This window comes from Chryseobacterium oryzae (assembly GCF_022811665.1).
In the GTDB taxonomy this organism is placed as follows: domain Bacteria; phylum Bacteroidota; class Bacteroidia; order Flavobacteriales; family Weeksellaceae; genus Chryseobacterium; species Chryseobacterium oryzae.
Map to the genome: position 1 here is coordinate 348,848 of NZ_CP094529.1, position 20,637 is coordinate 369,484.

General features: G+C 34.5%; 15 protein-coding genes and 1 rRNA gene. All 16 read left to right on the plus strand.

Going from position 1 to position 20,637, the window contains the following annotated elements; all coding sequences use genetic code 11:
* The first annotated feature begins 22 nt into the window (after window positions 1–22).
* A complete protein-coding gene (locus MTP08_RS01645) occupies window positions 23–1,168 on the plus strand; it encodes a hypothetical protein (RefSeq protein ID WP_243576785.1) in 1,146 nt (381 codons plus the stop codon).
* 44 nt (window positions 1,169–1,212) lie between these two features.
* Entirely contained in the window at window positions 1,213–3,783 is a 2,571-nt protein-coding gene (gene topA / locus MTP08_RS01650) for a type I DNA topoisomerase (RefSeq protein ID WP_243576786.1), read from the plus strand.
* A 101-nt stretch (window positions 3,784–3,884) separates the two neighbouring features.
* The gene (locus tag MTP08_RS01655) at window positions 3,885–4,955 is read left to right on the plus strand and encodes a formimidoylglutamase (RefSeq protein WP_243576787.1); all 1,071 of its coding nucleotides are present in this window, start codon (window positions 3,885–3,887) and stop codon (window positions 4,953–4,955) included.
* A 3-nt stretch (window positions 4,956–4,958) separates the two neighbouring features.
* Complete coding sequence (locus MTP08_RS01660; RefSeq protein ID WP_243576788.1) at window positions 4,959–5,957, plus strand: glycosyltransferase family 2 protein; 999 nt, start codon at window positions 4,959–4,961, stop codon at window positions 5,955–5,957.
* A 94-nt stretch (window positions 5,958–6,051) separates the two neighbouring features.
* Complete coding sequence (locus MTP08_RS01665; RefSeq protein ID WP_243576789.1) at window positions 6,052–7,182, plus strand: glycosyltransferase family 4 protein; 1,131 nt, start codon at window positions 6,052–6,054, stop codon at window positions 7,180–7,182.
* Between the two features lie 31 nt (window positions 7,183–7,213).
* Window positions 7,214–8,062 (plus strand): polysaccharide biosynthesis/export family protein, encoded by an 849-nt coding sequence (locus MTP08_RS01670; protein ID WP_243576790.1) that lies wholly within the window; start codon window positions 7,214–7,216, stop codon window positions 8,060–8,062.
* A 2-nt stretch (window positions 8,063–8,064) separates the two neighbouring features.
* Window positions 8,065–10,566 (plus strand): exopolysaccharide transport family protein, encoded by a 2,502-nt coding sequence (locus MTP08_RS01675; protein WP_243576791.1) that lies wholly within the window; start codon window positions 8,065–8,067, stop codon window positions 10,564–10,566.
* A gap of 213 nt (window positions 10,567–10,779) precedes the next feature.
* Complete coding sequence (locus tag MTP08_RS01680; protein ID WP_209390689.1) at window positions 10,780–11,673, plus strand: DUF6089 family protein; 894 nt, start codon at window positions 10,780–10,782, stop codon at window positions 11,671–11,673.
* A gap of 6 nt (window positions 11,674–11,679) precedes the next feature.
* The gene (locus tag MTP08_RS01685; protein WP_243576792.1) at window positions 11,680–12,429 is read left to right on the plus strand and encodes an isoprenyl transferase; all 750 of its coding nucleotides are present in this window, start codon (window positions 11,680–11,682) and stop codon (window positions 12,427–12,429) included.
* Window positions 12,430–12,457: 28 nt separating this feature from the next.
* On the plus strand, window positions 12,458–14,995 hold the full coding sequence (gene bamA, locus MTP08_RS01690) for an outer membrane protein assembly factor BamA (protein ID WP_243576793.1): 2,538 nt from the start codon (window positions 12,458–12,460) through the stop codon (window positions 14,993–14,995).
* 1 nt (window position 14,996) lies between these two features.
* Complete coding sequence (locus MTP08_RS01695; RefSeq protein ID WP_243576794.1) at window positions 14,997–15,542, plus strand: OmpH family outer membrane protein; 546 nt, start codon at window positions 14,997–14,999, stop codon at window positions 15,540–15,542.
* A 75-nt stretch (window positions 15,543–15,617) separates the two neighbouring features.
* A complete protein-coding gene (locus MTP08_RS01700; protein ID WP_243576795.1) occupies window positions 15,618–16,121 on the plus strand; it encodes an OmpH family outer membrane protein in 504 nt (167 codons plus the stop codon).
* A 69-nt stretch (window positions 16,122–16,190) separates the two neighbouring features.
* Entirely contained in the window at window positions 16,191–16,676 is a 486-nt protein-coding gene (locus MTP08_RS01705) for an acyl-CoA thioesterase (protein ID WP_243576796.1), read from the plus strand.
* A gap of 3 nt (window positions 16,677–16,679) precedes the next feature.
* A complete protein-coding gene (gene rfbD, locus MTP08_RS01710) occupies window positions 16,680–17,549 on the plus strand; it encodes a dTDP-4-dehydrorhamnose reductase (protein ID WP_243576797.1) in 870 nt (289 codons plus the stop codon).
* Window position 17,550: 1 nt separating this feature from the next.
* On the plus strand, window positions 17,551–18,234 hold the full coding sequence (locus tag MTP08_RS01715; protein ID WP_243576798.1) for a hypothetical protein: 684 nt from the start codon (window positions 17,551–17,553) through the stop codon (window positions 18,232–18,234).
* A 647-nt stretch (window positions 18,235–18,881) separates the two neighbouring features.
* Window positions 18,882–20,398: ribosomal RNA gene (locus tag MTP08_RS01720) — 16S ribosomal RNA — on the plus strand.
* The last annotated feature ends 239 nt before the right edge of the window (window positions 20,399–20,637 follow it).

Sequence of the window (20,637 nt, forward strand, 5' to 3'; positions counted from 1 at the left end):
TTATTGTTTTAAAACTACGCATTTGAAAAAAATATCCCAGTTTTTTACTGTCAGACTTCTGATTAATCTCCTTATTTTGGCGACAGCGGTTTTTGCACTCATTTTTACCTTTATTCATAATCAGAATTCAGACGGATATATTCTGGGTGACTGGCTTATTAATTATCAGGACGGAGGATTTAAAAGAAGAGGGCTTTCCGGATCTTTCTTTTTTCTCGTTCAGGATCTTACAGGTTTAAAGCTGAATTTAGCGGTTTATTTCTTTCAGGTAATCATTATTTGCGGATTTTTTTATACCTATTTTAAAATCATCCAGCGGAAAAATCCTGATCTCCTCTATCTTTCGCTTTTGCTTTCTTCTATAGGATTTATAGGTATTTTTAACTGTGTAGATTATGTTGGGAAAAAAGAGTTGATCGTATTTTTCATTTTTGCTGTATTCATCAATCTTTTAGATCAAAATAAATTAAGCAAAGCAAAAGAGTACCTCATTTGTCTGGCGTTACTTATTGCGATGTTTCTTCATGAAATCACCTTATTTTTTGTGCCTTACTTTTTAATTGCATTGTACATGAAAACAGGCAGATTAGAATGGCAGAGGTATCTTAAATACATTGCTGTTACCTTTATTCCCGCAGTTTTAATCTATTTTTTCGGAAAGGAAATTAATGAAGGAAATTCTCTTGAGATTTTACGAGACCGAGGTGTTATTTTAACTAAAGGAATATTCTTCTGGAATATTGATGAAAGAAAATATATTGCAGATCATTTTAATGAGTATAGACTTTATTTTTTAAGCTTTATCATCAGTGTAACGCAGGTTGCATTTTATTTAAAATATCAAAAGAAAAAAAAGTTTCTGTCTATTGCTTTGGTTTCGGCATTTCTCTTTTCATTGCCACTTTTTTATCTGGCAATAGATTGGGGAAGGTGGATGTATATTCATATGATATTTTTAATTATTCTTTTTGCGTTAAATCTTCCAAAACGCAGTACTAATGATGTTTCCAAAAAATTTGAGTTGGATTTGAAAAATGGAATTATTCTTATCTTTATCCTGTTTTCATTATGCTACCGAGTTGAGATGTCTGGCAGAGGTTTCACCTGGGAAGGGATCATCTACAGAGTGTTCTTTGTGCCTTTGGAACTGTTAAATAAAATGGTCTGAATCTTCTTTAATAAAAAAGACTTACTTTTGCAAAAATTTCAGGAATGTCGAAAAATTTAGTAATCGTTGAGTCTCCGGCAAAAGCAAAAACTATTCAGAAGTATTTAGGTAAAGATTTTGAGGTGAAGTCCAGCTTTGGGCACATCCGGGATTTGCCTAAAAAAGGAATGGGAATAGATTTGGCCACATTCAGCCCAGATTACGAAGTTTCTGCCGACAAAAAGAAACTGGTTACAGAATTAAAATCAGCAGTAAAGAAAGCCGAAATGGTTTGGCTCGCTTCCGATGAAGACCGTGAAGGAGAGGCAATTGCATGGCATTTGGCAGAAGAATTGAAGCTGAAACCCGAAAACAGAAAAAGAATCGTCTTTCACGAAATTACTAAAAATGCTATTCTTAAAGCCATAGAGCATCCAAGAGACATAGATCAAAACTTGGTAAATGCACAACAGGCAAGAAGAGTTCTCGACAGAATTGTAGGTTTCGAAATGTCTCCCGTTCTTTGGAAAAAAGTAAAACCGGGACTTTCTGCCGGCAGAGTACAGTCGGTTGCCGTAAGATTGGTGGTAGAAAGAGAAAAAGAGATCCGCAGTTTTGTACCAAAAGCCAGTTTCAAGCTGGATGGTATTTTCTTGAATGATGCCAATCAGGAAATTTCTGCAAAACTTAAAAAAGATTTCAATAAAGAATCCGAAGCTGAAAATTTTTTAGAATCGGCAAAAAATACAGAGTTCAAGGTTTTAAATGTGGAAACTAAACCGGGAAGCCGCTCTGCATCTGCTCCATTTACTACCTCTACACTTCAGCAGGAAGCATCATCAAGACTGGGATATAATGTAACCAATACCATGAGGCTTGCCCAAAGACTTTATGAAGAAGGATACATTACTTATATGAGAACCGATTCGGTAAATCTTTCTCAGGAAGCCATTGAAGGTGCTAAAAAACAAATTGTCTCAGAATATGGAGCCGAATACTCTTCTCCGAGAAATTATACTACCAAATCTTCATCTGCACAGGAAGCTCACGAAGCCATTCGCCCAACAGATTTTTCTGTAAAAGCAATTGGTGATGCTCAATTGAGCAAATTGTACCAGCTGATTTACAGAAGAACACTGGCTTCGCAGATGGCAAATGCTAAAATAGAGAAAACAGTTATAGAAATAGGTAACGCAAAACTTCCTCAGCATTTCGAAGCTCAGGGAGAGGTTATTATTTTTGATGGTTTCCTTAAGGCTTACGGAATTGTAAAGACTGAAGATGATGATGAAGAAAATAACGAAAAACTATTACCGAAAGTTACTGTAGGTGAGGTTTTAAGCTATAAAAAGATTACTGCAACAGAAAAATTCACCAAACCAAGTGCAAGGTATACCGAAGCTGGTTTGGTAAGAAAACTGGAAGAATTGGGAATAGGGCGTCCGTCTACCTATGCACCTACCATTCAGACAATTCAAAACCGTGAATATGTTGATAAAAGAGAAATAGAGCCACAAACGAGAGAGGTGGTGAAATTTTCTTTGGTTAAAGAGGTCATTAAAAAAGAAGTTCTTGACGAAAAATTCGGTGGAGATAAAAATAAATTTGTTCCTACCGACATCGGGGAAGTGGTTAATGACTTTTTAACAGATAATTTTACGGAAATTCTGGACTTCGGATTTACGGCAAAAGTAGAAGAGAGTTTTGACGAAATTGCGAATGGAGGTCAGAAGTGGAAAGAAATGATGACCGATTTCTACTCGAAATTCCATCCGAGAATTGAAGATGTGGAAGAAAATGCAGACAGAGCCAATGGAGAACGTCTTTTGGGAGTAGATCCCAAAACAGGAAAGAATGTGAACGCCAGAATCGGAAGATTTGGTCCTATGATTCAGATTGGTGAGCAGGATGATGAAGAAAAACCTGTTTTTGCATCGCTTTTATCAGGGCAAAATATTGCTACCATTACGTTGGAAGAGGCTTTGGAACTTTTCAAACTTCCATTTGATCTTAATGAAGTAGACGGTCATCCGGTTACCATTGGCGTTGGGAGATTCGGTCCATATGTAAAGTGGGGCGAAACGTACATCAGCATTCCCAAAGGTGAAGATCCTCTTTCTGTAGACCAAAGCCGTGCAGAAGAAATTATTAATGAAAAAAAATTGGCAGATGCACCGATTGCCAACTATAAAGGGGAGCCTATTACCAAAGGTAGCGGAAGATTCGGACCTTTCATAAAGTATAAAAGTGTTTTCATCAACGTTCCGAAAAGGTATAATTTCGATAATCTTTCTCAAAGTGATATCAACGAATTGGTGGAAGCTAAATTAGAGAAAGAAGCCAACCGTTACATTCAACAATGGGAAGCTGAAAAAATCTCCATTGAAAATGCAAGATGGGGTCCTATCGTAAAACACGGAAAAAATATTTATAAAATTCCAAAGAAAAAAGACGATACCAAGTATGAAAGTGAAGATTTGAAAGAAGTATCTTTGGATGAGGTGAAAAAATGGATTACCGCACAGGATCCAAAAGCTTTTGCCGAAAAGAAAAAGCCTACAGCTAAGAAACCTGCAACTAAAAAGGCAACGACAGCTAAAAAAACGGTTGCCAAAAAACCAGCAACAAAGAAATAATTATTTCTGAATAAATTATCAGCACAGATTTTTAGTCTGTGCTTTTTTATTAATACTCATTTAATTTTAATATTTTTGAGCTTTAATAAGTATTTGAACACATGAATTTTGAAGACTTCATCATTTCCCCACGAAATTTTAAGACGGAAAACTGGCAAATTGGGCACAGAATTACCAAAGAACTAAAGGAAGACAGTATTGTGCTTCTTTTTGTTTCAGATTACAGAGGTGCTAATGGTGATGCTGAAGTACAGGATTTTACAGCCATCCGAAAAGAATTTTACAAGCTTTCTCAGTTGGATTTTGAAATTCCGGTTGTGGATCTGGGGGATTTGGTTTCCGGGAAGTCGGTAGAAGATTCTCATTATATTTTGCAGGAAGTTTTATCGGCTTGCCATTATAAAAGAGCGATTCCGGTTATTATAGGTGGTTCAAACGATTTTGCTTTTTCACTTTTTTCGGCACTTCATTTTCATCAGAAAAATATCAGTTATACACAGCTGAGCAATATTATTTCTCTTAAACAAGGTGAAAGTATCAGCGAACATACATTTTTAAGCAAAATTCTTGGGTCTAAAAATTTTCAGATTAAAAATTATCATCATTTAGGGTATCAAAAGCATTTAAATGAAGCAGATTCGGTAAAACTTATTAAGGAAGTGGAGTTTGATATTCTCCGTTTGGCAGAAATGATGAATTCTACCGAAAAAACAGAACCATTTTTCAGAAAAGCAGATCTGGTTACGGTAAATTGCGATGCAATCGAAAGTTTTTCTGAGAGTTTTTCTATGAATCCTCAGGTAAATGGACTCAACAGACGTGAAATCTGTGCTTACATGAAAGAGATTGGCTTGAGTGAAAATTTGAAGTCTGTAGGGATTTTCAATTATAACATCTACTCGGAAAATCAGCTTAATCACCAGCTTTTAGCTCAAATGATTTGGTATCTTATAGAAGGAATCAACATACAGCATTCTCATCCGAAAGAAAGAAGCTACGAAATGTTTTATGTACTTGTTGAAGACCGACAGTATGCTTTTAAACGCGATACTTTCAGCAATCTTTGGTATTTTGGGGATGATGATAATATTGAAAACTGTATTCCATGTTCGAGAAGAGATTTTGATGAAGCCAAAAAAGGCTGGTTAAGTCCGAGATTTACAAAAGCTTAATTCATGAATGCTTTATCAAAAGTTTCGGTAATTGTCCCGGTATATAATGTTGAAAATTATCTTGCTAAATGTCTTAATTCCTTAGTTAACCAAACCCTGCAAAATATTGAGATCATTGTTGTAAATGATGGTAGTACTGATGATTCTCAGCGAATTATAGATGAGTTTTCTGCCCAGTTTCCATCAAAAATTAAAGCTTTTACAAAAGAAAACGGTGGGTTGAGTGATGCCCGAAATTTTGGAATTGATAGAGCTTCGGGAGATTATTTAGGCTTTGTAGACAGTGATGACTATGTTTCTGAAACCATGTTTGAAGAAATGCTCAATCTTGCTGAAAAATGTAGCGCAGAAATGGTTATCTGTAATATTCAGAAAGTGGATGAGCACGGTAAAGTCACCCAAAAACTTACGCAAATCCCCAATATGCCAGAAGAAATTGATTTGCGTTCTCATTTTTCTGTTTTTTCAGATTTAAGTTATTTTGCGTGCAATAAACTCTTCAAAAAAGAATTGTTTAAGGATAAGAGATTTAAAAAAGGGGTTCATTATGAGGATATTCAGCTGATTCCACAACTTTTGTTAAAGTGCACTGTTTTGGCTCAGACTCAGAATTTTCATTATCAATATTTTGAAAGAACAGATTCTATTTCGAAAACTCATAACGAAAAAGGACTTGATATTTTGAAAGCAGTAGAAGAGGTGGAATTGGCTTTTGCAACTTCTAAATATTCTGATAAAAATGAGGAATTAAAAAATTTTCAGATTCTTGAGGGTATTTATACTTTTCTCGCATATCTCGCTTTTGTGAAAAGTGATGAAGTGTTTTACAAAATGTCTGGGCAATTATCCTATTTTATTGAAAAAAGAGGGATTAAATTGAAAGATATATTGTTCTACAGTCGTTTCGGTAAAAATTATATTTTATCTTTGCCGCTGAAAAAAAAGATTTTCTATCTTCTTTTCTTTTCAGGACAGAAAAAGTTGATAAGAAAACTTATGTAACACAAATAGCAATATTGTTGTTTCTGTGCCCTGAAACAATGATTTTTTTACACTTTGCTTTCCCAAATTGGCAAAGTAGATAATAAAAACAGCGATGAAAAATTTTGAATTACTCTTAACTCAAACAGGAATTTCTATTTTTTATGTAAAAGTAGGGTTAGGGTTTTTATTCTCTTTTTTAATCACTTTTTTTTCTATTCCTACCATAATTAAGATTTCCAGAAGAAAAAATCTGATGGATGAACCAGGGGTGAGAAGTTCCCATCTCAGGAAAATCCCCAATCTTGGCGGAATTGCTATTTTTTATTCCATAGGAATATGCACCTCTATTTTTGCCTACGAAATTTTCGATTTATATAAATTTCTTTTTGCATCACTTATCATTCTTCTATATGTGGGAATAATGGATGATATTGTAGTAATGCGGGCTTACAAAAAACTCATTGCACAAATCGTAGTTTCTGTGTTTATTGTGATTGGATCCGATGTAAGAATTCGAAGTTTGTTTGGGATATTTGGTATTTATGAAATTAATTATTGGATAAGTGTTATTTTCTCAATTATCACATTCATTATTCTTATTAATGCATTTAATCTCATTGACGGGATAGATGGTCTTGCAGGAGGATATTCTGTAGTTTGCAGTGCACTTTTCGGTATCAGTTATTATCACTTAGGACCGTATAATTACCCCTTGGTAATTCTTTCTTCTGTAATTATTGGTTCTGTTTTGGCATTTTTATATTATAATCTCTCCAATTACAGAGCAGCAAAAATTTTTATGGGAGATACCGGTTCTATGTTACTAGGATTTTTGCTCGCTTTTACTTGTATCTGTTTTATTGATATTTTTATTGATAAAGAAAGATTAGACATCCCCAGATATCATTTGAAATCTGCACCAGTTATTGCAGTTGCAATACTTATATTACCCATTGTGGATACTTTAAACGTTATCGTAATTAGGCTTTTTAACCGAAAATCTCCATTTGAGGCAGATAAAAACCATATTCATCATAAACTTCTAAAACTGAATCTTACTCACAGAAGAGCTAGTTTTTATATCATTATATATTATTTATTTATTATACTTATTACCTACTTTTTAAGGCATTCTAATGTGAATATTCTTCTGGCTACGGTGTTGATTTTGGGTTTTATAGGAGCCTATATTCCGGATCTTATACTTGCTTTTCAAAACGATAAACAAAGAAGTATTAATTAAATCTCTATTTTTGCAACTACATTTTATGACGATGAAAATTTATAAAAATTTATTATTTCTGATTATTCCGCTTATTCTTACTTCTTGCCTTACTTCTAAGGACGTTAAATATATGCAGGAAAGTGAGAGTTTGGTTATTAACGAAGAAGGCTTAATCCCATATAATATCCCTATTTATAGAGTGACAAAAAATGACATGTTAACTCTTGATATTGTTACAACACCCAAAGGTGATGCGGCACAGTTTTATTCTTCCTTAAATACTTCAGGATTAGGAGGAGGAACTTCTATTAGTGTAATGGGTACTAATAATGGTACTGGTGTTGGAGGTGATGCTACTATTTATTTTAGAGGTTTGAAAGTTGATACTAAAGGTGAAGTTAATATATTTGGGATAGGATTTATTAAGGTAGAAGGAAGAACTCTGGATGAAATAACAGCTGAAATTCAGGAAAAAGTAAATGAAAATTTTCAGGAAGGTAAATCTCAGGTAAGACTAAATACAGATGGTATTACTTACTATATTCTTGGAGATATTGAATCAACAGGAATGACTGGAGAAAAAAAAGCATACAAAAATACACTTACCCTCACGGAAGCTATTGCTATGAATGGAGGAATGAACCGAACTATCGACCGTAAGAATATTGTCATTTACCGCAAACTTCCGGAAGGAATTAAAAAAGCAAAAATAGATATCACAAGAGAAGATGTTATGAATTCTCCGTACTTCTACATACAAAATGGAGACGAAATCTTGCTCTCTACTAATAAGAGAAGTCTTAATGGTTTTGGTAAAGATCCTTTACAAACAGTTATCAGCGGAGTTTCTGTAATTACTACCGCAATGTCCATCTATCTACTTATTAAAAATCTTTAATTATGATTCCGGGAAAAGACAATAATAAGGGAGCTAAGAATGATGCACCTAAAGAAAAATTCGGTTCTTTTGCGCTTTTTGATGTTGAACATTTTTTAAGAAGGTTACTTAAAAACTGGTATTGGTTTGTGCTCACACTTTCCATAGGATATGTTGTTTCTTGGTTTTATGGTAAATATTATGCGCAGAATATATATGCGTCTAATCTTTCTCTGAGTATCTCCAATAATACATCCAGTTATTTTACACCCAACCAGTCTATTAACTTTATTTGGGGACAAGGAGGAAATCAGGATGGGATTTACCTGAAAAAAATGCTTTTATCAAGATCTCATAACGAATTCTTGGTTCACGAATTAAATCTTTTTGTGAATTATCAGACAAAAGGAACCATAAAAGCAACTTACCTGGATAAAGATGATTCACCTGTGTTTTTGGATGTAGATAGAAAACATTTACAGCAGGTTAATTATCCGATAACGCTAATTCCCAAAGGGAATAATTCTTATGAAGTAGTACTGCCGAAAGATGGGCAATCTTCCAGTCTGTATTCTTATGAGTTTGAAGGTTTTCAAAATATTAATTCATTTCCAAGACCTGCGAATAAAATTATTAAAGTTAACGAATGGTATACGTCTCCTAATCTTCGTTTCAGGTTAGTGCCTAATCCTATTGAAACAAAGATTAAACTAGACAATGTTATTGTAAATCTAAGCACGGTGAATGATGCTGTAAATAACATTATTGGCTCTGTAGGAGTAGATTTTGATAAAGAAATTAATACAATAATGATTGTTTCTAAAACAGGATACAATCTGAACAGTACAGTAAATTTTCTCAATACATCTATTGAAGAGCTGCGTAAAAAAAGATTTAATGATCAGAATACTGTAGATCAGCGTACCGAAGCCTATCTAGCAGAAAATCTTTTAGACATACGAAAAAAGTTAGACTCTAGTGCTGCATATCTCAATCATCTAAAAGTTTCAGAAAAATTATATGATATTAATAACAGAGATGAAAAATCTCTAGATAAAATAAAGGAGCTGGAGGCGAAAAAAGCTGATTTTCTAAGCAAAATGAATTCTCTGAAGAATATTAGAAGTACAGTAGATTCTAAAAATTTTGATAAAATGATTAGTCCTTCTGCGGCAGGATTCGATGATGGAATGTTTACGGCTTCTGTTTCTGAATTGAAAGCTTTATATATGAAAAAAAGAGAGCTTTCAACTATTTATACTCCTAATTCAGAGCCAATTAAAGAGGTGAATAGGTTAATCAATGAAGCTATGAGCAATTCTTCAGGTTCGCTCAGAAATGTCTATAATGTTTATACCACACAGATTAATAAATTAGACCAGCAAATTGCCGAGGCAAGTTCAGATTTATCAACCTATCCTGAAAAACAGAGAAAATATTTGGATGCTGAAAGAGGGTATAATATGATTGAAGCAACCTATAATAGTCTTTTAAGCAGACAGAATGAGAGCAAAATGAGGTTGGCAACCAATCAGTCTGATATTACAGTAATCGATCCAGCTAAGAATTTGGGTCAAGGACCGATAGGACCGAATGTAAAAGCAACTAAAATGGCTATTCTGGCGGGGTTTTCAGCAATACCGCTGTTGATTATCTTACTGGGAAGTTTATTTGACAGTAAAATTAGAAATATTAAAGAACTTATCAGTGTTACTAAAATACCACTACTAGGGGTTATTGGTAATAATGCCAGCGAAAATATGCTCACCGTTTTAGATTCTCCTAAATCTTCCGTATCCGAAGCTTTTAGGGGTATTAGAGCTAATGTAAGATTTTTGTCTGGAGATGATAATAAAAGTAAGGTAATATTGGTTACTTCTTCTGTAGGAGGTGAGGGCAAAACGTATGTATCCATCAATTTAGCATCAGTTTTAGGATTGAGCGATAAAAAAACGATTTTACTCGGGATGGACTTGAGAAAGCCAAAGATTTTCGGAGATTTTAATATTGATAATAAATTAGGGATATCAAACTACCTTACTGGTGAAGCTACGGTTGAACAGATTATCAACAAAACAAGAATTCCTAATTTGGATGTGGCTACTTCAGGACCAATTCCGCCTAATCCATCAGAGCTACTAATGAGTGAAAGAAATATTAAATTTATAGAAGAACTGAAAAATCTTTATGATTTTATTATTATCGACTCTCCTCCTGTAGGTCTTGTAGCAGATTCTTATGAATTAATGAAGTATTCTGATGCCAATTTGTATATAGTTCGCCATGAATATACAGAAAAGTATATGCTTAAAATGATTACTGAAAAATATCATAACGGTGAAATTAAACATTTAGGATTTGTTTATAATGATTATGTGGTGAAACAAGGTTATGGCTACGGTTACGGTTACGGTTATGGCTACGGCTACGGTTATGGCTACGGATATTTTGATGAAGATAAAAATTATAAAGAGCCGTTACTTATTAAGATTAGAGACAAAATGAAATCAATATTCAATAGATAACGAAGTAAACCCCATAAACGTGGGGTTTATTTTTTTATAAATTATAGTTGTTAGTATTAAAAAAAGAATAAATTTGCTACTTTGCCGTTTACTTTATAACAAATTATATTTTTTTGTTTATTTTTAACTAAGCATTAAGAATATCTTTAATATAAAAATGTTTTATATTTGCAAAAATTAAATTTTTAAAATAACCATAAATCCGTATTCTTTATGAATAAAAAATTATTGTTTAGCTTTCTTACCCTTTTAGGAACTGTGGTAAGTTTGAAAGCACAAAGAAATGAATTGGGAATTCGATTAGGGATGAGTAATCTTGTAGGAGATATAGGTAAAACCAATTACATTTTGCAAAAGCCATTGGATTTGAGCAGGGTTTCAGATTTAGGATTTCCGTTTTATGGTGGTATTTTATATAGATTTAATTTTAACCCTCATCAGACAATAAGATTAGATCTAGGTTATAATCAGGTTCAGTTTAGCGATAAAGCTGCAAAAGAAGAATACAGAAGAAATAGAAATTCTTACGGGAAAAATAATATTTATGAAGCGAGTTTAATATTCGAATATAATTTATTTCCTGTAAATAATGAGCAGTTAAGTATGATTAGCCCTTACATCTTTGGAGGAGTTGGAGGATTGGTCTTCGATGCACCTAAAGCTACAGTTACTCATGATTTCAGAAGAAATTCTGATGGAGTTGCTCAGGCTCCTATTAATGAATTGGATTTCGTAACGACTACACAATATTCTTTGGGTAAAAAAGTGGTTGCGCACATTCCTTTCGGTGTTGGTTTGAAGTATAAATTTAACCACGGATGGGCTGTGTTTGCAGAAGCAACATTTAGATATTCACTTACAGATCAGTTAGATCACAGTAAGCTGTTAGATAAAGATGTAGTGTCTAAGTATAACGGAGATATTTTAAGTCCTAATACAAAAGGATCTCTTTTGGAGTCAGGAAATTATTATATTGTTTCGAAAGAAAGAGAAGCAGAAATTATACACAAGAGAGCTTTAGGAGATACAGAATCTAAAGATTGGATGAATACTTTCAGTGTAGGTCTTACCTATTCATTTGGAAGACCACCATGTTATTGCGATTAAGAAAAGATGTCATTAATAAAAGAAAAGATTAATTCTGAGAATTTGCCGAAACACGTTGCCATAATTATGGATGGTAATGGAAGATGGGCAAAATCCAGAGGAGAGGAGCGGACTTTCGGTCATAAGAATGCTATTAGTGCGGTAAGAAATGCCATTAATGCGTGTAACGAAATAAATATACCATATCTTACTCTATACACATTTTCATCTGAAAACTGGAAAAGACCTAAACATGAGGTTAATACTCTGATGACTTTGCTTACAGAAACACTTTTGCTGGAAGCAGATGAGATTTTCAACAAAGGATTGAGAATGCATGTCATAGGAAATTTAGATAATCTGCCGCCTCTGGTAAAGGATCAGTTGCTAAAAGTGGTAGATCTTACCAAAGAAAACACAAAAGGTAATTTGGTTTTGGCAATTAGCTATGGGTCTCAGAATGAGATACTCAATGCTGTTAAAAATATCAGTAAAGATGTTAAAGATGGTAAGGTAGAAATCGATGATATTAATGAGAATCTTTTTGAAGATTATCTCTATACAAAAGATTTTCCGCCTGTAGATCTTCTTATAAGAACAAGTGGTGAAATTAGAATCAGCAATTTTCTCCTTTGGCAGATAGCTTATGCAGAACTTCAGTTTTTAGACGTTCTGTGGCCAGATTTCACTAAAGATATTTTCTTCCAATGTATTGTAAATTATCAAAACAAAGAAAGAAGATACGGTCTTACCGGCGATCAAGTTCAAATCCAGTAAATTTTAAGAAAAGAAAGATTACGATAAAATGAAGTTTAGACTATTACCCATCATTATGTTTGCGGCTTCTGCACATTTTTATGGACAGGCAACTCCACAAGATAGTACAAAGGTAAATAATACCACTATCCTTGCAGAAAACCAAACAGGAACATACACTCTGAAAGATATTGTGGTAGATGGGGTGAAAAAATATTCTCCTGCGCAGATTTTAAGATTTACAGGGTTACTGAAAGGTGAAGAAGTAGATATTCCGGGGCAGAAAATCAGTAATGCAATAAAAAAACTTTGGGATACTCAGTCTTTCTCAGAAGTAGAGGTATATATCGAAAGTATTGAAGGCAAAACGGTTGTTTTAAAATTTCATCTTGAAGATTTAAAAGAACTCGGCGAAGTGAAATTTGTCGGGAGAGGAATTGGTAAATCTAAAAACGAAAAGTTAGCTAAGGATAATAATCTGAAGCCAGGGACAAAAATTACTCAGAATCTAATTTCTAGTCTTAAAACCAATATTCCTAAAGATTACGTAAAAAAAGGCTTTGCTGATGCTAAAATTACCATTGAGGATAAGATAAATGCCAGTGATCCTAATCTTGTGGATTGGACTATTAATGTAGACAAAGGAAAAAGAATCAAAATAAGCCATATTGAGTTTGAAGGGAACGAAAACGTTTCCGATAGAAAGCTTAGAAAAAAAGCATTTAAAGAAACTAAGCAAAAAAGATTTGGTATTGGAGGTATTTTAAAATCTTCAAAATTTGTAGAAGAAAAATATCAGGAAGATAAGCGTAATCTAATTAATTATTATAATTCTTTAGGATATAGAGATGCAAAAATTGTTTCAGATTCTGTTTGGAGAAACAAAAAGAACAATTTCGAAATCAATGTAAAACTAGAAGAAGGTAAAAAATATTATATTGGAGATATTACTTTTGTAGGAAATACAGTTTACCCTACAGAATATCTTCAGCGTTTATTGGGATATAAGAAAGGTGATATTTACGACGCAGTTGGATTCAACAAAAAGGTTGGTGAAGATGGAGGTAAAGAAGACGATTCCGATCTTAGATCTCTGTACATGAATAATGGTTACCTTTTCTCCAATGTAACTCCGATTGAAAAATCAGTTAATGGTGATGCTGTTAATTTAGAAATCAGAATTAATGAAGGAGAACAAGCTACTTGGAATAAAGTAACATGGTCTGGTAACACAACCACTCATGATCATGTAGTTTTAAGAGCTTTGAGAACTAAACCGGGAGAATTGTTTAAGAAAACAGATATCAAAAGAACATATTTCGATCTTGCATCAATGTCATTCTTTGATCCTCAACAAATTAAATATGATATCGATCCACAAGTTCAGGATAATACTGTAAATGTAAACTGGGGATTGGTTGAAAAAGGATCTTCACAAGTACAGCTTCAGGCAGGTTACGGTGGAAACAGCTTTATCGGAACATTAGGTCTTACATTTAATAATTTCTCTTTGAAGAACTTTCTTAAATTTAAAGACTTCAGACCTGTACCACAGGGAGATGGGCAAACATTGTCTATCCAGGCTCAGGCAGGACAATACTTTCAAAACTATGGTATCTCATTTTCAGAACCTTGGTTGTTTGGAACAAAACCAACAGCATTGTCTGTCAGCTTAAATAACTCTAGAGTAAATTACAGACAATATTCAGGTCCGGATCAAAGACTTAATATTTTTTCTGCAACAGTAGGTCTAAACAGATATTTGAGATGGCCAGACGATTATTTTTCTCTATATACAGGTATTCAATATCAAAAATATAATTTCAGTAATTACCCTTTTGAATTCGGAAATAGTACAGAGTTATATGGAAATGCAAATAACTTAAGTTTAAATATAGGTTTAAGCCGAAACTCTGCTGGTATAGATCCAATTTTCCCAACAGTAGGTTCTAATATAGAATTGTCGGGTAAATTTACTCCGCCTTACTCTTTATTCAGCAATAAAGATTATTCTACCATGACTCCTGTTGATAAATACAAATGGATGGAGTTTTATAAAATTAAGTTCAAAGCAGATGTTTATAATGAAGTAGTAGGAAAACTTGTTTTAAGATCTTCTGCGGAAATGGGCTTTATGGATGGATATAATAAACAACTGGGAGCACCACCTTTCGAAAGATTTTATGTAGGGGGTACAGGGCTTTTCGGAGGTAGATTTGATGGTAGAGAACTTATTCCGCTTAGAGGTTACGAAAATGCTTCCACTTATGGAGGTCAGCCACAAGATATTACTCAAAGAGGAGGAGGTACTATTTACAACAGATTTACGTTAGAGTTAAGATATCCGATTTCATTAAATCAAACTGCAAAAATTTACGGACTTACATTTGCAGAAGGAGGTAACGTGTGGAATACGTGGAGTAAATACAATCCATTCCAGTTAAAAAGATCTATTGGTGTAGGGGTGAGAGTTTATATGGGGGCATTTGGTTTAATTGGATTTGACTTTGCGTACGGATTTGATAAAACAATCAATGGAGATGTGTCCGGAAACAAAACACACTTCCTAATGAACCAATCATTATAAAATGAAAAAACTGAAAACACTTTTTTTAGCCTTAGCGATTTTGTCTTGCGGGTTAATCAATGCACAGAAAATGGGCGTTGTAGATACCCAGTATATTTTGGAAAATATGCCGGAATATAAAGAAGCTGAAGCAAGATTAAAAGCTCAGATTGATACCTGGGAACAGGATTTGCAAAGATTGCAAACCGAGTATGAGCAAAAAAGATCTGCTTTTGAAAATGAAAGAGTGTTGCTTATTGGAGATCAGCTTAAGCTAAGAGAAAAAGAAGTTTTGGATCTCGATAAAAGTATTAAAACTACAACCAGTTTAAGATTTGGAAAAAATGGTGAAGTTACACAATTGAGAACCAATTTGGTACAGCCGTTTCAAGATCAAATTTGGACGGCAATTAAAGCGATGTCTGAAAAAAATGGATTAGGTATAGTTTTTGACAAAAGCAATGATGTAAATGTAATTTTTCTTCAAAAAAGATATGATTACACAGACAAAGTGTTAGATATTCTTTTAAAAGGAACCGAAAAAGAAAAGAAAACTAATAAAAAATAGTAAAAGTTTTTATAGAACTTAACTTTTACTTAAATTTAAAATCTAAAAACAAATTAAATTATTTATTTACCAATTATGAAAAAATTAAGTGTATTATTTGCAGCAGTCATGATGGTTGTATCTGTAGGTATGGCAAAAGCTCAAAAAATAGCTACGATGGATGTGATAGGAGTTCTTAGCGCGATGCCGGAGAAAAAGAAAGCAGATGCTGATCTTAAAACATTTTTAGATACTAAACAGGCCGAGATTAAGAAAAAAGCTGATGCTGCTCAAATTAAATTTCAGCAATACCAAACAGAAGCTCCGAAAAAAACAGCTGATGAAAATGCAGCAAGAGAAGCAGAAATGAAAAAACTAGCTGAAGAAATTCAACAAATGCAGGAAAAAGCTCAAAAGGATTTACAGGCTAAGCAGGATTTAGCTTTCGCACCGCTTGAGAAAAAACTGAATGAAGCAGTAGAAAAAGTTGCTAAAGCAAATGGTTATGATTATATTATGGATGCTAACTCTACAGCATTCCTTTATAAAGCAGGTCCAGATGCAACTGCTGCGGTAAAAAAAGAATTGGGTATCCAATAATTTTAGGAATTAACAAACATTTATAAACCAACCATCTCTTTTTAGAGGTGGTTTTTTTATTTTTGTGGTATGGAAAAAGAAATTTCAACTACGGTAAAAGTTAGGTTCAGCGATTGCGATCCAATCGGTCATTTAAACAATGTAAAGTATCTCGAATATATGTTCAATGCGAGAGAAGATCATGTGGAGACATTTTACGGATTTACCTATGAAGAATATACAAAACGTACAGGTTGTACATGGATTGCTATTCAGAACGAGATTGCATATTTGAAAGAGGTGAGATACAATACTTCGGTTGTAATCAGTAGCAAGACCATCGAAGTAGGAGATCGTACGGCTAAAGTAGAAATCTTAATGAAAAGTTTAGATGAAAAAACAATTCATGCAGTTTTATGGGTTAATGTTATTTATTTTAATCTAAAAACGAGAAGATCAGAAGTTCATCCCGAAGATATTAAAGAAACTTTCGGGAAATTTTATGTAGATTTAGAACAGAAAGATTTTCAGTCAAGATCTAAGTTTTTAAGATCTCAAAATGCCAAAAATTCGTAAGTCATGCAAAAAAAAATATTAGTAGTAGGAGGAAACGGTCAACTTGGAAACTGTATAAGAAAAATATCTCCAGATTTCGAACTGGAATATGAATTTATATTTACAGATTCAGCAACTTTAGACATTACAGACTCCAGTGCAGTTGAAAGTTTTTTTGCAGATCATAAACCTGATTTTTGCATCAATGCATCAGCTTATACTGCAGTAGACTTGGCAGAAAAAGAAGAAGAGAAAGCCTTTGCTGTAAATGCTTTTGGAGTTGAAAATCTTGCAAAATCGTGTTCGGAATATAATGTAGTGCTTATTCACGTTTCTACCGACTATGTTTTTGATGGTGAAACCAATTTAGACTATTCGGAAGAAGATTTTACAAATCCTTTGGGCGTTTATGGTAAGTCTAAATTATTGGGAGAAGAACTCGCTTTAGAAAATAATCCCAAAACAGTTATCTTGAGAACATCATGGCTGTATTCGGAGTTCAATAAAAATTTCGTAAAAACCATGCTCAACTTGTTTTCTCAAAAAGATGAGCTGGGAATTGTTGCAGATCAGTTTGGTCAACCAACCAATGCAAACGATTTAGCCGAAGCTATTATGATGATTATTGAGAATCCAAATAAACAATTTGGTGTTTTCCATTTTTCAAATTATCCCGAAACATCTTGGTTTAATTTTGCGAAAAAGATAGCAGAATTTTCTAATTCAACAGTTAAATTAAATCAGCTCACTACTGCACAATATCCGACACCTGCAAAAAGACCAGTTAGAAGTACCATGAGTTTGGATAAAATAGAGCGGATTTATAAAATAGAACCTAAACATTGGGAAAATAGCCTTGAAGATTGTATCCAAATACTATTAAATAATAATTAATATGACCTTTAAAAATATTTCAGTGTGTCTGTTTTTTCTTTTGGGTTATTTTTTACATGCCCAGAAAGTTTACCTTTCAAAAGTAGAAAAGACAAATGATAATAAAGAAAAACATTTTTTTCAGATTGATAAAAATAATTCTGCTGCTGAATATTTAGGCGAAATAGAAGTGCAGGGTTTTTCCAATGATGATTTTGCTGTTTTTACAAATATTTACAAAAAAGCAAAAGATATTGGAGCCAATTCTTTTGCCTATCAACCTTTTGAAACGATTGATGAAAAAAAGCAGCCTTTTAATCCGGCGAATTACAAAATCAAGCTTTATTATACCAGTAAAGAAGAACTTTCAAGGCCTTCAGACAGTATTTTTCTGTTTTCTTCATCTGTAAAGCCACAAAAAATTAGTGTAAACAAAACAGAAATTATATTGCAGCCAAGATCTTTTGTAACAATTAAAACAATTCCGGGAGAAACCTATGTAATCTCCACCAAAAAACTGTTAGGATCTACAATTAAAGTCTTAGGGCAGAGCCATTCTCCTGCACAATATTTTCAAATGTCATCAATTAGAGTTCGTTCGAATAATTATGGTGAACCTGGAATCAATCTAAAATCTGGTGATATTACTGTTTTAGACAGATCCTTTGGAGATTTTCTCCGAATGATATATTCTGAGAATAAATGACGAATAAATAATTTGGCTTTTCCGCACCTTATATCTACCTCCATTCGGAGGTATTTTTATTTGATTACCTTTATTTGTGGGTTGTTTATTTAGACAAACGGTGATAGATTTCTAGCTTTAGAATAAAAAATCAAACAAAGCTTAAAAAATAGTGGCTGATCTCCATGCTGTTATGGGTTTAGTGTTACGTAATGGTAAATTTTATGTTAAATTAATTTGTTTTGTGTTTGTATGAATATCTATCTTTGCGGCACCGAAAAACGGAAGTTAAGTAGGTAGCGCAGGAGAGTAATTGATAAATAGCTTTAAAAGAGGTAACGAAAAAAACTTTAATTTTTTTTAAAAAAGGGATTGTGGTTTTAAAAATAGTTATTATCTTTGCAGTCCCGATTAGGGGAGAGTAGGAGCGTTATTGATAGGGGTGTTTGGGAGTTAGGGTTAATTAAAAAAAACTTTAAATTTTCTTCAAAAACATTTGGTCATTAAAAAATAAGTTATTACTTTTGCACTCGCAAATACGGAGCGACACTGACAGAGAGATTGCTACGTTAAAAAGCGGAAAAAAAAAAGATCATTGACATACAATATAACAACCAAGTAAGGAAAAACTAAAGCGTTAAAAAACTTTGAGTGAGTCAGACAAACATACAATGGAGAGTTTGATCCTGGCTCAGGATGAACGCTAGCGGGAGGCCTAACACATGCAAGCCGAGCGGTATTGTTTCTTCGGAAATGAGAGAGCGGCGTACGGGTGCGGAACACGTGTGCAACCTGCCTTTATCAGGGGGATAGCCTTTCGAAAGGAAGATTAATACCCCATAATATATTAGATGGCATCATTTGATATTGAAAACTCCGGTGGATAGAGATGGGCACGCGCAAGATTAGATAGTTGGTGAGGTAACGGCTCACCAAGTCGATGATCTTTAGGGGGCCTGAGAGGGTGATCCCCCACACTGGTACTGAGACACGGACCAGACTCCTACGGGAGGCAGCAGTGAGGAATATTGGACAATGGGTGGGAGCCTGATCCAGCCATCCCGCGTGAAGGACGACTGCCCTATGGGTTGTAAACTTCTTTTGTATAGGGATAAACCTTTCCACGTGTGGAAAGCTGAAGGTACTATACGAATAAGCACCGGCTAACTCCGTGCCAGCAGCCGCGGTAATACGGAGGGTGCAAGCGTTATCCGGATTTATTGGGTTTAAAGGGTCCGTAGGCGGATCTGTAAGTCAGTGGTGAAATCTCACAGCTTAACTGTGAAACTGCCATTGATACTGCAGGTCTTGAGTAAAGTAGAAGTGGCTGGAATAAGTAGTGTAGCGGTGAAATGCATAGATATTACTTAGAACACCAATTGCGAAGGCAGGTCACTATGTTTTAACTGACGCTGATGGACGAAAGCGTGGGGAGCGAACAGGATTAGATACCCTGGTAGTCCACGCCGTAAACGATGCTAACTCGTTTTTGGGCTTTATGGTTCAGAGACTAAGCGAAAGTGATAAGTTAGCCACCTGGGGAGTACGTTCGCAAGAATGAAACTCAAAGGAATTGACGGGGGCCCGCACAAGCGGTGGATTATGTGGTTTAATTCGATGATACGCGAGGAACCTTACCAAGGCTTAAATGGGAATTGACAGGTTTAGAAATAGACTTTTCTTCGGACAATTTTCAAGGTGCTGCATGGTTGTCGTCAGCTCGTGCCGTGAGGTGTTAGGTTAAGTCCTGCAACGAGCGCAACCCCTGTCACTAGTTGCCATCATTCAGTTGGGGACTCTAGTGAGACTGCCTACGCAAGTAGAGAGGAAGGTGGGGATGACGTCAAATCATCACGGCCCTTACGCCTTGGGCCACACACGTAATACAATGGCCGGTACAGAGGGCAGCTACCAAGTGATTGGATGCGAATCTCGAAAGCCGGTCTCAGTTCGGATTGGAGTCTGCAACTCGACTCTATGAAGCTGGAATCGCTAGTAATCGCGCATCAGCCATGGCGCGGTGAATACGTTCCCGGGCCTTGTACACACCGCCCGTCAAGCCATGGAAGTCTGGGGTACCTGAAGTCGGTGACCGTAAAAGGAGCTGCCTAGGGTAAAACAGGTAACTAGGGCTAAGTCGTAACAAGGTAGCCGTACCGGAAGGTGCGGCTGGAACATCTCATTTTAGAGCGTTGAAGAACGTTAAACAAACAAGTACGCAAGTACAAAAAAAACTTACTTAAAGTTCAAGCTTTAGTTTTTATTTGGTTGTCATATATAAAAGATAAATGATGAAAGATCATTGATTAATAATAGCAGAGATGCTTAATCACTCATCCAACATCGATTATCAATTATAAAATACAAAACCCACTAGAAATTAGTATAGGGAGAGAGACAAAAGATGGTAGATAAAAGAAGATA